The sequence below is a fragment of the Pengzhenrongella sp. genome, from assembly GCF_036565025.1.
Lineage (GTDB): Bacteria > Actinomycetota > Actinomycetes > Actinomycetales > Cellulomonadaceae > Pengzhenrongella.
Genome location: NZ_DATCNW010000392.1, coordinates 1 through 12,279, shown reverse-complemented (window position 1 = coordinate 12,279; position 12,279 = coordinate 1). Strand labels below are relative to the sequence as shown.

14 protein-coding genes are annotated in these 12,279 nt (G+C 69.8%); 10 read left to right on the top strand and 4 right to left on the bottom strand.

Features of this window, described 5'->3' with window-relative positions:
* Both VIM26_RS22220 and phoU read right to left on the bottom strand, forming a co-directional pair.
* The coding region (locus VIM26_RS22220; protein ID WP_331955345.1) for an MmcQ/YjbR family DNA-binding protein at positions 1 to 560 on the bottom strand (560 nt) is incomplete at its 3' end.
* A gap of 9 nt (positions 561 to 569) precedes the next feature.
* Entirely contained in the window at positions 570 to 1,232 is a 663-nt protein-coding gene (phoU, locus tag VIM26_RS22215) for a phosphate signaling complex protein PhoU (RefSeq protein ID WP_331955343.1), read from the bottom strand.
* Between the two features lie 142 nt (positions 1,233 to 1,374).
* Between phoU and VIM26_RS22210 the strand changes: the two genes are divergently transcribed.
* From VIM26_RS22210 to pstB, 6 genes are all read left to right on the top strand, one after another.
* Complete coding sequence (locus tag VIM26_RS22210; protein ID WP_331955341.1) at positions 1,375 to 2,541, top strand: sensor histidine kinase; 1,167 nt, start codon at positions 1,375 to 1,377, stop codon at positions 2,539 to 2,541.
* Positions 2,538 to 3,242 (top strand): response regulator transcription factor, encoded by a 705-nt coding sequence (locus VIM26_RS22205; RefSeq protein WP_331955339.1) that lies wholly within the window; start codon positions 2,538 to 2,540, stop codon positions 3,240 to 3,242. The genes VIM26_RS22210 and VIM26_RS22205 overlap by 4 nt, the downstream gene beginning before the upstream one ends.
* Before the next feature lie 161 nt (positions 3,243 to 3,403).
* Positions 3,404 to 4,510 (top strand): phosphate ABC transporter substrate-binding protein PstS, encoded by a 1,107-nt coding sequence (gene pstS, locus VIM26_RS22200; RefSeq protein ID WP_331955337.1) that lies wholly within the window; start codon positions 3,404 to 3,406, stop codon positions 4,508 to 4,510.
* A 211-nt stretch (positions 4,511 to 4,721) separates the two neighbouring features.
* Entirely contained in the window at positions 4,722 to 5,648 is a 927-nt protein-coding gene (pstC, locus tag VIM26_RS22195; RefSeq protein WP_331955351.1) for a phosphate ABC transporter permease subunit PstC, read from the top strand.
* 1 nt (position 5,649) lies between these two features.
* Positions 5,650 to 6,621 (top strand): phosphate ABC transporter permease PstA, encoded by a 972-nt coding sequence (gene pstA, locus VIM26_RS22190; RefSeq protein WP_331955336.1) that lies wholly within the window; start codon positions 5,650 to 5,652, stop codon positions 6,619 to 6,621.
* 12 nt (positions 6,622 to 6,633) lie between these two features.
* Complete coding sequence (pstB, locus tag VIM26_RS22185) at positions 6,634 to 7,413, top strand: phosphate ABC transporter ATP-binding protein PstB (RefSeq protein ID WP_331955349.1); 780 nt, start codon at positions 6,634 to 6,636, stop codon at positions 7,411 to 7,413.
* Between the two features lie 108 nt (positions 7,414 to 7,521).
* On the opposite strand, the gene VIM26_RS22180 is transcribed toward pstB, so the two are convergent.
* Positions 7,522 to 7,953: a hypothetical protein gene (locus VIM26_RS22180; RefSeq protein ID WP_331955334.1), complete on the bottom strand. Its 432-nt coding sequence runs from the start codon at positions 7,951 to 7,953 to the stop codon at positions 7,522 to 7,524.
* Between the two features lie 317 nt (positions 7,954 to 8,270).
* On the opposite strand from VIM26_RS22180, the gene VIM26_RS22175 reads away from it, so the two are divergent.
* The 3 genes from VIM26_RS22175 (at position 8,271) to ispF (ending at position 10,055) form a co-directional block, all read left to right on the top strand.
* On the top strand, positions 8,271 to 8,753 hold the full coding sequence (locus VIM26_RS22175) for a CarD family transcriptional regulator (protein WP_331955347.1): 483 nt from the start codon (positions 8,271 to 8,273) through the stop codon (positions 8,751 to 8,753).
* A 76-nt stretch (positions 8,754 to 8,829) separates the two neighbouring features.
* Positions 8,830 to 9,558 (top strand): 2-C-methyl-D-erythritol 4-phosphate cytidylyltransferase, encoded by a 729-nt coding sequence (ispD, locus tag VIM26_RS22170; protein ID WP_331955332.1) that lies wholly within the window; start codon positions 8,830 to 8,832, stop codon positions 9,556 to 9,558.
* Complete coding sequence (gene ispF / locus VIM26_RS22165; RefSeq protein WP_331955330.1) at positions 9,555 to 10,055, top strand: 2-C-methyl-D-erythritol 2,4-cyclodiphosphate synthase; 501 nt, start codon at positions 9,555 to 9,557, stop codon at positions 10,053 to 10,055. The genes ispD and ispF overlap by 4 nt, the downstream gene beginning before the upstream one ends.
* 567 nt (positions 10,056 to 10,622) lie before the next feature.
* Here the strand turns inward: ispF and VIM26_RS22160 are convergent.
* On the bottom strand, positions 10,623 to 11,210 hold the full coding sequence (locus VIM26_RS22160) for a recombinase family protein (protein WP_331955328.1): 588 nt from the start codon (positions 11,208 to 11,210) through the stop codon (positions 10,623 to 10,625).
* 209 nt (positions 11,211 to 11,419) lie between these two features.
* Here VIM26_RS22160 and VIM26_RS22155 point away from each other — a divergent pair, with 209 nt between their 5' ends.
* Positions 11,420 to 11,881: an SRPBCC domain-containing protein gene (locus VIM26_RS22155; RefSeq protein ID WP_331955326.1), complete on the top strand. Its 462-nt coding sequence runs from the start codon at positions 11,420 to 11,422 to the stop codon at positions 11,879 to 11,881.
* Positions 11,882 to 12,279 lie beyond the last annotated feature (398 nt).

Here is a 12,279-nt window from a genome sequence, read left to right as displayed (position 1 = left end):
GTCCTATAGGACGTCAACGCTCGGACGTTACGGGTCTTTTTGGAGTCAGAGGTTGCCGATTCACGGGCCGGGTCCTGCGCGACGAGTCCGGCCTGCTCCCCCGGCGGCGCCTTGACCCACAGCGCGAGGCGGCCGTCGCCGTGGTGGTCGACCAGCAGCCACGCGAACCGCCGCCCCCGCAGCAGGAAGCCGGTGTGCCCGTGGGCGTCGGCGTCGGGCCTGGCCGTAGCCGCCGTTGGGCTGGCCTCGGGCCGGGGATCGTCGGGGCGCTCGACGTCGGGTACGCCCTCGACGCGGTCCACGTACCTCGCGTGCGGGAGATCGGTGATCTCCAGCGTGGCGTGGCCCGCATCGAGGATGACGACCCTGCCCTCCGGGTCCTCCAACGACGCCCACTGCGGAACGCCGAGCGCGCCCGAGTAGAACGCGACGGCGGCATCGAGGTCGTCGGCGGTCAGCACCAGGCGGAGCTGGCGGACGGGCGGCGGCGCAGAGCCAGTCTCGCGAGAACCCGTCTCACGCGCACCCGCCCCGCCGCCGTCGGCCAGATTCCCGGACATCCGCAGGACCTACCGCGTCGGGCGGTTGTCCTCGGGGAAGTCGCCCGACACGAGATACACGATCCGCCGGGCGACCGAGACCGCGTGGTCGCCGAACCGCTCGAAGTACCGGCTGAGCAGCGCGGTGTCGATGGTCTGCTGCGGCGTGCCGTTCCAGTGGCCGCCGAGCATCGCCGTGAAGTTGTCCTCGTGCAGCTCGTCGAGCATGTCGTCGTCGTGGTCGATGCTGGTCGCGAGGTCGACGTCCCGCGTCTCGAGCAGGCTCGTGGTGCGCTGCGCGACCCGGGTGGCCGCGGCGTGCATCTCGGCGAAGGTGCCGGAGACAGCCTGCGGCAGCGCGAGCTTGGGGTAGCTGCGCCGGGCGAACTCGGCGACGTGGCGCGCGAGGTCGCCCATCCGCTCGAGCGTCGCGCTGATCCGCAGCGCGGACACGATGACCCGCAGGTCCGTGGCCACGGGCGCCTGCTGCGCGAGCAAGTGGACGCAACGCGTGTCCAGGTCACGCTCGAGGGTGTTGATGGCCTCGTCCGCGACGATGACCGCCTCGGCCATCTTGAGGTCGCCGGTCAGCAACGCGGTGCCCGCGTTCGCGATCGCGACCTCGACCAGACGGCTCATGTCCGCCAGGTCGGTGCCGATCTGCTTGAGCTCGGCTTCGAAGATCTCCCGCATGTCTACCTCTCTTCGGTGGTGTCGATCAGCCTTCCAGCGCGGGATGAACGCAGTCCCGACCGCAGATGAACATCCGGGGCGGCCGCTGGCTGGACCTGCTCGGTGGCACAAGTAGCAACACGTTAAACCGTAGTCTGACGAGGTGGACGGATTCAGTATTGTCGTCGCGGGCCTCCTCGGGCTCCTGGTCGGGGTCGCCGCGACGCTCGCCTTCAAGTACAGCGAGCAGGTGCAGCGCAAGATTCCCGAACGGCCCGCCTCTCCGCTCGACGACGGGCTGGTGCGGGTGCTCGCCGTGCTGCGCTCCGCCGTCGTGGTGCTCGACGACGAGGACCGGGTGCTGCGCGCGAGCGCCCCGGCCTACGCGTTCGGCGTCGTCCGCGACGGCCGCGTCACCCATCCGCAGGTACGCGAGCTCATCGCGGACGTCCGCAGCACCGGTGAGATCCGGGACGAGGAGATCGAGCTGCCGCGGGGCCGGGTCGGCGCCAGCACGATCATGGTGCAGGTCAGGGTCGCCCAGGTCGGTGCGAACCGCCTGCTCGTGCTCGCCGAGGACCGGACCGAGGCCCGCCGGATCGAGGCGATCCGCCGGGACTTCGTCGTCAACGTCTCCCACGAGCTCAAGACACCGGTCGGCGCGCTGGCCCTGCTCGCCGAGACCGTCGAGGCCGCGGCCGACGACCCGGTCGCCGTCCGCCGGTTCGCCGGCCGCATGCAGAGCGAGTCGAACCGCCTGTCCGCGCTCGTGCACGAGATCATCGAGCTGTCCCGGCTCCAGGTCGCGGGCGCGGCCGGCGCGCTGACCCTGGTCGACGTCGATGCGGTGCTCACCGAGGCGGTCGACCGGGCGCGCACGACGGCGGCGGCCAAGGCCATCACGGTCGACGCCGGGGGAGAGCGCGGCGCGACCGTCTACGGCAGCCACGCGCTGCTGGTGACCGCGGTGCGCAACTTGCTCGACAACGCCGTCGCCTACTCCGGACCCGGGACCCATGTCGGGGTCGGCGTTCGGGTCGAGGGCGGGCTGGTGGAGATCGCCGTCGTCGACCAGGGCATCGGCATCGCCGCCGAGGAGCAGGAGCGGGTCTTCGAACGGTTCTACCGGGTGGACCCCGCGCGGTCGCGCGACACTGGTGGCACCGGCCTCGGTCTGAGCATCGTCAAGCACGTCGCCGCGGACCACGGGGGCGACGTCGTCATCTGGTCGCACCCCGGGCGCGGCTCGACCTTCACCCTCCGCCTCCCGGCGGCCGAGCTACCCCCCGGTGCCGAGCACCGCCCCACTACCGAGGAGGTGGATGCGTGACCCGCATCCTGCTCGTGGAAGACGAGGAGTCCTACCGGGACCCGCTGTCCTACCAGCTCATCAAGGACGGCTACGAGGTGACCACGGCCGCGACCGGTCCCGAGGCGCTCGCGGCGTACGACCGCGGGGGCGCGGACCTCGTGCTGCTCGACCTCATGCTGCCGGGCCTGTCGGGCACCGAGGTGTGCCGCGCCCTGCGCGCGCGCGGCGACGTCCCGGTCATCATGCTGACGGCGAAGGACGGCGAGATCGACAAGGTCGTCGGACTCGAGATCGGCGCCGACGACTACGTGACCAAGCCGTACTCCTACCGCGAGCTCGTCGCCCGGGTCCGCGCGGTGCTGCGCCGGCGGACCGGCACAGTCGAGGTGGACGACGACCTCGACGACGGGACCCTCGAGGTCGGCCGGGTGCGGATGGACGTCGATCGGCACACCGTCGACGTCGACGGGGAGCAGGTCCCGCTGCCGCTGAAGGAGTTCGAGCTGCTCGAGCTGCTGCTGCGCAACGCCGGCCGCGTGCTCACCCGCGCGCAGCTCATCGACCGGGTCTGGGGATCGGACTACGTGGGGGACACCAAGACCCTCGACGTGCACGTCAAGCGCGTGCGCGCCAAGATCGAGCCCGACCCGGCGAACCCCCGCCTGTTGCTGACGATCCGCGGCCTGGGTTACAAGCTCATGGACGACGACGAGCTGTGAGCCTCGATTTGTGACGTACGTCGCTTTTGGTGCAATTGATCGTCGTCCACCGTTCATCCTGCGTTCACCCACGACCGATTGACCGGCCACTTGCGCTCCCTACCGTGAGGCTCGGTCGCGTGCAGTCCGTGCGCGGCGCCTGACGACAGGACGGAACCACAGTGAAGCTCTCCCTCCACCACCGCGTCGGGGCGGTCGCCCTCACCGGCGCCCTGGTCCTCTCTCTCGCGGCGTGCGGTTCGGACAATGCGACCGGTGCTTCGACGAAGGCCGCCACCGGGGCCGCCCTGAGCGGCGAGCTGAGCGGCGCGGGCTCGAGCGCCCAGGAATCCGCCATGGAGGCATGGCGCGCCGGGTTCCAGTCGTCCAACCCCGACGCCAACGTCAACTACGACCCGGTCGGCTCGGGCGGCGGGCGCACCCAGTTCCTCGACGGCAGCGTGCCGTTCGCGGGTTCTGACGCCGCGCTCACCGACGACGAGATCACGAAGTCGAAGGCCACCTGCAAGGGCGGCCAGGGCATCGACCTTCCCGTGTACGTCAGCCCCATCGCCGTGGTCTTCAACCTCAAGGGCGTCAAGGAGCTCAACCTCGCCCCCGCCGTCATCGCCGGCATCTTCTCCGGCAAGATCAAGAACTGGAACGCCCCCCAGATCGCGGCCGACAACCCGACCGCCAAGCTCCCCGATCTGGCGATCACTCCCGTGAACCGCTCGGACGACTCGGGCACGACCAAGAACTTCACGCAGTACCTGGTCGGCACCGCTGCCAAGGCGTGGCCGTACAAGGCCGCCGGCATCTGGCCGACCAAGGGCGGACAGTCCGCGCAGGGCACCTCCGGGGTCGTCCAGGCGGTCCAGGGCGGCCAGGGTACGATCACCTACGCCGACGCGTCGAAGGCCGGCGAGCTCGGTACCGCGAAGATCAAGGTCGGCGACCAGTGGGTCGGGCACTCCCCTGAGGGCGCTTCGGCCTCGGTCGACGCCTCCCCGATCACGAAGGGCCGTGCCGCGCACGACATCGCGATCGACATCGACCGCGCCTCGACGGACCCCAAGACCTACCCGATGGTGCTGGTGTCCTACGAGATCGTCTGCACGACCTACTCGGATGCGAAGAAGGGTGCTCTGGTGAAGGGCTTCCTCAACTACGTCGCGAGCGACGAGGGCCAGCAGGCCGCGGCCTCCGCGGCCGGTTCCGCGCCGATCTCGGCCACGCTGCGCAAGGACGTCCAGGCTGCGATCGACTCGATCAAGGTCGGCGCCTGAGCACTCCGTACCACCACCGAGGCCGGTCCCGCCCATATTTGGGCGGGGCCGGCCACCGGCACTTGCCCCCGGTGCACGATTCCGAGGGGCTCGTATTCTTGAAAGATTCGCGAACTCGCCTGACGGAGCCTCTGTGACGATCAGCACGAACCGCACGAGACCGGACCAGCCGCCGCCACCGGCCGAGCCGGCCACGCGGCCCCGCCGTTCGATGGAGGGGTTCGCCGGTCGGACGTTCCGGTGGTCCGCCACGGGTGCCGGGGCGCTCATCCTTGCGGTCCTCGCGGCCGTCGCGGTGTTCCTCGTCCTGAAGGCCTGGCCGGCGATGACGGCGAATGCGAGCGTGCTCGCCGAGAACGTCAACTGGTTCCCCAAGGGCGAGAACCTGCTGCAGTTCGTCGGGCCGCTCGTCTTCGGCACGCTGCTCGCCGCCGCCATCGCGCTCGTGATCGCGATGCCGCTCGCGATCGGCATCGGCCTGTTCATCTCGCACTACGCGCCGCGGCGCCTCGCGAGCGGCCTGGGCTACGTGATCGACCTGCTCGCGGCGATCCCGAGCGTCGTCTACGGCCTGTGGGGCGGGCTGGCGCTCGTGCCGACGCTGTTCCCGATCTGGTCGTGGCTCAGCAAGCACCTCGGGTTCATCCCGCTGTTCAAGGGGCCGGCGTCCGACCCGCCGCGGGTCATCCTCAGCGTCGGGATCGTGCTCGCGGTGATGATCCTGCCGATCATCACCGCCGTCTGCCGCGAGGTCTTCCTGCAGGCGCCGCGCCTGCACGAGGAGGCGGCGCTGGCCCTGGGTGCGACCCGCTGGGAGATGGTCGCGATGGCCGTGCTCCCGTTCGGGCGCTCCGGGATCGTCTCGGCCGCGATGCTCGGGCTGGGCAGGGCGTTGGGGGAGACGATGGCGGTGCTGATGATCCTCTCGCCCGGCGCGGCCTACTCGTTCGACCTGCTCAAGGTCGGCCAGCACCAGACCATCGCGGCGAACATCGCCCTGCAGTTTCCCGAGGCGAACCCGCTGGGCGTCAGCACGCTCATCGCGACCGGCCTTGCGCTCTTCCTCATCACCCTCGCGGTGAACATGGCCGCCCGCGCGATCGTCGCGCGTCGCAAGGACTTCTCGGGGGCGAACTGACATGACCGCACTCACACCGTCCGGCGCAGCCGACCTCGACGCGAATCCGTCCGAGCACACCCGCCTGATGCTCGCCGGCACGGACCGCCGCCGTCGGGTGACCGATCGCGTGATGACCGGACTGGTCTTCACGGCCTTCGGCATCGCCCTGATCCCCCTGGTGTCGGTCATGTGGACCGTCGTCGCCAAGGGCATCGGTCGGTTCAACCTGAACTTCCTCTCGGTCTCGATGCGCGGGGTGTTCGGCGGGATGGACGCCGGTGGCATCTACCACGCCATCGTCGGCACGCTCGAGATCACCGGCCTCGCCGCGCTGATCTCCGTCCCGATCGGGCTGCTCACCGCGATCTACCTCACCGAGTACGGCACCGGGGCGCTCGCGAAGCTGGTCACCTTCTTCGTCGACGTCATGACCGGCATCCCGTCGATCGTCGCCGGGCTGTTCGCGTACGCACTGTTCGCCGTGATGTTCGGCCCGGGCGTGAAGTTCGGCGTCGTCGGCGCGGTCGCGCTGTCCGTGCTGATGATCCCGGTCGTGGTGCGCTCGTGCGAGGAGATGCTCAAGCTCGTACCCAACGAGCTGCGCGAGGCGGCCTACGCCCTCGGCGTGCCGAAGTGGCTCACCGTGATCAAGGTCGTGCTGCGCACGGCCGTCGCGGGCCTCGGCACGGGCATGATGCTCGCCGTCGCGCGCGTGATCGGCGAGACGGCGCCGCTGCTCATCACCGTGGGCGTGATCGACTCGATCAACTTCAACGTGTTCGCCGGGCGGATGATGACCCTGCCCGTGTACGTGTACCGGCAGTACAGCCAGGGGCTCGTGCCGTGCCCGAACGCAGCAGTCACCTGCATCCCGACGATCAACTACGACCGCGCCTGGGCCGCCGCGCTCACGTTGATCCTGCTCGTGATGCTGCTCAACCTCGCGGGCCGGCTCATCACCCGTGTGTTCGCCCCCAAGACCCTCCGCTGATTGAAGGACACCGTGGCCAAGCGCATCGACGTGAAGGACCTCAACATCTACTACAGCGACTTCCTCGCTGTCGCCGATGTCTCCGTGAACATCGAACCGAACTCCGTGACGGCGTTCATCGGCCCCTCGGGCTGTGGGAAGTCGACCTTCCTGCGCACGCTCAACCGGATGCATGAGGTGATCCCGGGGGCTCGGGTCGACGGCAAGGTCGCGATGGACGGCGTCGACCTGTACGGCGAGGGTGTCGACCCGGTCGCCGTCCGCCGGTCGGTCGGCATGGTGTTCCAGCGCCCCAACCCGTTCCCGACGATGTCCATCGCGGAGAACGTGCTCGCCGGGGTCCGGCTGAACAACCGCCGGATCTCCAAGGGCGACGCCGCGGAGCTCGTCGAGTCGTCGCTGCGCGGCGCGAACCTGTGGAACGAGGTCAAGGACCGCCTCGGCCGCCCCGGCTCCTCGCTCTCGGGCGGTCAGCAGCAGCGGCTGTGCATCGCGCGTGCGATGGCCGTGCGCCCCGAGGTGCTGCTCATGGACGAGCCCTGCTCGGCCCTGGACCCGATCTCCACGCTCGCGATCGAGGACCTGATCAGCGAGCTCAAGGACAACTTCACGATCGTGATCGTCACGCACAACATGCAGCAGGCCGCGCGCGTCTCGGACCGGACCGCGTTCTTCAACATCGCCGGCGCCGGCCTGCCCGGCCGTCTGATCGAGGTCGACGCCACCGCGACGATGTTCTCCGCCCCGCGCGAGCGCTCCACCGAGGACTACATCAGCGGCCGCTTCGGCTGAGCCGTTCGAGTGCCCCGTTCTGCAAACTAACGCCCGTTCTGCGAACTCACTGAGTTTGCAGAACGGGCGTTTCTTTGCAGAACGGGGGTTCGCGCAGCGCGGCTGGGGTCAGCCTGCTGCGGGGGTCGGGGAGAGGGTCGGTGTCGGGGTGGGGACCAGGGAGGCGTACTGGGGGAGGGTGCCGTCCAGGACCGGGAGTGAGAGGTGCTCGATCCCGGCGCTCGGGGTGGAGATCGTCACCGGCAGCACCGCGCCGGGCGCGACGCTGACCTTGTCGAGCTCGAGGGGGGCGTCGGCCTTGCTGCCGAACAGGACGGTCGTGCCCGCGGGCACCTCGACCATCGCGTCGCTCGCGCCGTCCGCGGCGAGAGTCACGCTCTCGTCGTCGGCGCCCTTGTTGGTCAGGGCGCCGATCAGGGCGCCGGGCTCACCCTTCGCGGTGGTGACCACGAGCAGGTTCTCCCCGGTGAGGTCGGAGCCGATCGAGACCCGGACGCCGTCGGACGGGCTGTACGGGTGCAGGGACGTGATGGGGCTCATTGAAGAACAGCCGGCGAGCGACAGTGCTGCCAGGCTGAGGAGCGGGACGGTGATCAGGGGAGATCGGGAACCCGATCGGCGGAACGGAAGGACGCGGGCCACGTGGACTCCTCGAGACGGCGCTGCGGGGCGGCGGGGCGGCGGGCGGTTGGGCAGGAAAAGTACTCCCCCACAGCTCGCGCTACTGCCCGCAGCCTAGTGTGCATCCAGGGTGCCCTGCGGACCGACCCGCTGACCTGCGATGACGAACGCCATAAGGCCACGCTGCAGGTCAGCGCCGTGGTAAGATGGATTCCCGCGAAAGGGGACCACAACACATGACTTTCACTGTTGGGGAGACTGTTGTCTACCCCCACCACGGTGCTGCGCTGATCGAAGAGATCAAGACTCGCACGATCCGTGGCGAGGACAAGGTCTACCTCAAGCTCAAGGTCGCTCAGGGAGATCTGACGATCGAGGTTCCGGCGGAAAACATCGACCTCGTGGGTGTCCGCGACGTGGTTGGTCAGGAGGGGCTCGAGCAGGTATTCGACGTCCTCCGGGCGCCCTATACCGAGGAGCCGACCAACTGGTCGCGCCGCTACAAGGCGAACCTCGAAAAGCTTGCGTCGGGCGACGTCATCAAGGTGGCTGAGGTCGTTCGTGACCTTTCCCGCCGGGACGCCGACCGCGGTCTGTCGGCCGGAGAGAAGCGGATGCTCGCGAAGGCGCGGCAGATCCTGGTCTCCGAGCTCGCCCTCGCGGAGCACACCGAAGAGGAGAAGGCCTCGGCCATCCTCGACGAGGTCCTCGCTTCTTGATCATGCACGATCCATCGCCTCGGGCGTCGTTCCTCATGGGGAACGGCGCCCGAGGCGGTTCCGGGTCGGGCCGGCGATGACGACCGCCGCGATCCTGACCGCCGCGGGTGGCGGCAGCCGGCTCGGGCATGTCCTGCCGAAGGCGTTGGTGCCGCTGGCCGGGGTCCCGCTGGTCGTGCACGCGGCCCGGCGCCTGGCCGGATCCGGTGTGGTCGACCTGCTCGTGGTGACCGTGCCCGCGGGGTTCGCCGAGGAGTTCGGGCGCGTGCTCGACGGCGCTCGCCTCGCCCTGCCCGTCACCCTCACCGTCGGTGGCTCGAGCCGCCAGGCGTCCGTCGCGGCGGCCCTGGCCCTGCTGCCGCCCGACGTCGACGTCGTCCTCGTGCACGACGCCGCCCGCTCGCTCGCTCCGGCGTCGCTGATCGCCCGTGTGGCGCAGGCCGTGCGGGCCGGTCACCGCGCGGTGGTGCCGGGCGCCGCGGTGACCGACACGATCGTGCAGGTCGCCCCGGACGCCGACGGCGGTCCGCTCGAGGTGGTGGCCAACCCGGACCGGGACGCGCTCCGGCTCGTGCAGACCCCCCAGGGCTTCGACCGCGCCCTGCTGGACCGGGCACACGCCGCCGCCGCCGCCCGGGCCGGGGACGAGGACCGGTCCGCGACGGACGACGCCTCGCTCGTCGCGGAGCTCGGCGAGGTCGTGCACGTCGTGCCCGGCGCCGCCGAGGCCGTCAAGATCACCACGCCGCGCGATCTCGCGCTGGCCGAGCTGATGCTCGGCGCCGCTCAAGGGGAGACCTCGTGAACGCCCTGCCACGGACCGGGATCGGCGTCGACGTGCACGCGTTCGCGGAACCCGCGAGCGGGCGCCCCAGTGGCCGCGTGCTGGCCCTGGCGGGCCTCACCTGGCCCGGCGAGCCCGCCCTCGAGGGCCATTCCGACGCCGACGTCGCCGCGCACGCCGCTGCCGACGCGCTGCTCTCGGCCGCCGGGCTCGGCGACCTCGGCTCGAACTTCGGCACGTCCGAACCCGCCTGGGCCGGCGCCGCGGGCGTGCTGCTGCTCGCCGAGGCCGCCCGGCGGGTGCGGGCCGCCGGGTTCACCATCGGCAACGTGGCGATCCAGGTGATCGGCAACCGGCCCAAGCTCGGTCCCCGGCGCGCGGAGGCCGAGTCCGCGCTGTCCACCGCGCTGGGCGCCCCCGTGAGCGTGTCCGCGACGACCACCGACGGGCTCGGCCTCACCGGCCGCGGCGAGGGCATCGCCGCGATCGCCACCGCCCTGATCGCCCCGACCCCCTGACCCCGAACACCTGTCAGCCCCACCGCGGCCCATTGACCGCGTAGCGACTGACAAGCCGAGGCGCCAAAACCTTGTCAGCCCCAGCGAGGTCTCTGGCGCGCGCTGGGGCGGCCACGCGGCACGAGGAACATCCGAACGAAAAGTCACGAAAGTGACCAGTAGCGCCCTGGCGGGCACCTTGGCCGGTGCTGATGACGACGGTGATGCCCGGTGGCGGGCCGCTTGAGCGGGGATCCTCGGTCGTGTGCAAGTAACGACCGTCAGATGAGCACAGCCCGCCGGCCGCGACCACTGTCATTTCCCGAAGTCGTCTGCACGGGCGCCTGCGTAGTTGGGGTGCGCGTGCAGAGGAGTGCGGACATTCGGTTGACCGTACTCGTGTGCACAGTCGGCGCTTTTGACCCATACTCCTGTGCGCGACGGCGAGGGTCTGGGATGGATGGCGAACCGGTGGCGGTTGGCGAGCGCGGCCTGCGTTGACCGTGTCCGTTGAGGTGCGGGATCTCGCGGTGCGCTGCGCGGAGGCCATTGGCCCGCTCGCCTGTTCGGGTGTGGCGCTGTTCGGTGTCACGAGGCCGAGGTAGCGCTCCGTTCGAGGTGACGGTAGATCGTGGGCCGGCTGACGCCGAACTCCGCGGCGATCTGCGCGACGGTGTACGCCCGGCGCCCGTCCGGTCCCCTCTCCTCGTACATGCCCCGGGCGAGTTTCACCTGCCGGGGCCCGAGCTTGGGTTTCTGCCCACCAGTGCGCCCCCGGGCGCGGGCAGCGGCCAGACCATCCCTGGTGCGTTCGGACATCAAGGCGTGCTCGAACTCTGCGATCGACCCGAGGATCTGGAAAAACATCCGCCCGAGCGCGGTAGAGGTGTCGATGCCCTGGTCGAGCACCACCAGGTCGACCTTGCGCTCCTGCAGGTCCTTGGACAAGGCGATCAGGTGCTCCAGGGAGCGCCCGAGCCGATCCAGCTTGGTGACCACCAGCTGATCACCAGCCCGGCTCGCCGACAGCAGCGCCTTGTCCAGCTCCGGCCGGCGGGCCAGCTTCCCGGATGCCTTGTCGACGAAGATCTGATCGCAGCCCGCCGCAGTCAGTGCGTCGCGCTGCGCATCGAGATTCTGATCCCGAGTCGAGACACGTCCATAACCCGTCCTCACAGCGAAAGTGTATCGCTGACCCCCGAGAGCGTGACATAGGCGCGGACACGAGTTGCGTTACAAATCTGACCTGCAGCGATGCCTTCACTTCGAAGGTGTAACACGAACCTTCGTTATCAAGACAGATAGGCAGTCCTGCTGGAACTTCCCCGGTCACGATGTCGCTCAACCCCGTTCCATGGCGCCATCAGGGCTCATAAACTGCTGTCGTGTCCCACTCCGACTCAGCGTCCCGCGTCGTGGCCGCCGCTGCCGACACGGTGTACGCGGCATTCGTAGACCCGGAGGCTCTGCTCCGTTGGCTGCCGCCGGCCGGTATGTCCGGCCGGTTTGAGCACTTCGACGCGCGGCCGGGCGGATCGTACCGGATGGTGCTGACCTACGGCGGCGATTCACCGGCTGCGGGCAAGACCACGGCCGACTCGGACGCGGTGAGCGTGCGGTACATCGACATCGTCCCGGGAGAGCGGGTCGTGCAGGCCGTCGACTTCGACTCGGACGACCCCGCGTTCTCGGGGACGATGCTCATGATGTGGCAGGCAACCGCCGTCGCGGGTGGCACCCGTGTCGACATCCGCGCCGACGACGTGCCCGACGGCATCTCCTCAGAGGACCACGCAATCGGCCCGGCCTCGTCGCTGGCGAACCTGGCTGCCTACGTCGAGAACTGAACGCCGTCGGACCTCGTCCGCGGCCCCATCAGGATCGAGGAACATCCGATCCGACAGTTGCAGAAGAGCGCGGGCATCTGTGCAGACGACCTCGGTCATCGACGCCCAGGCCGTCCTCCGCGAGCTTCTCGGCCATTCGCTCCAAGGACGCTAACTCCGTCGACGGTCCGGGGCGCGGTCTGCCGCACCCCCGGACCGCGGGGAGACGGTGTGCAGAGGACTTCGGACATCTGTGCAGAGGACTTCGGAAATCGACAGTGGCGTTGACCGACGCCAAGCAGCCGATCAAGGACGTCGCGGCAGCGTTCGCGATGACCGCGACCTACGTGTCGATGTTGCGGACGCGGGCTCGCGCTCTGGGTTCGGCTGGGTTGGTCCGCCGCCTTGGCCGCCCGCCC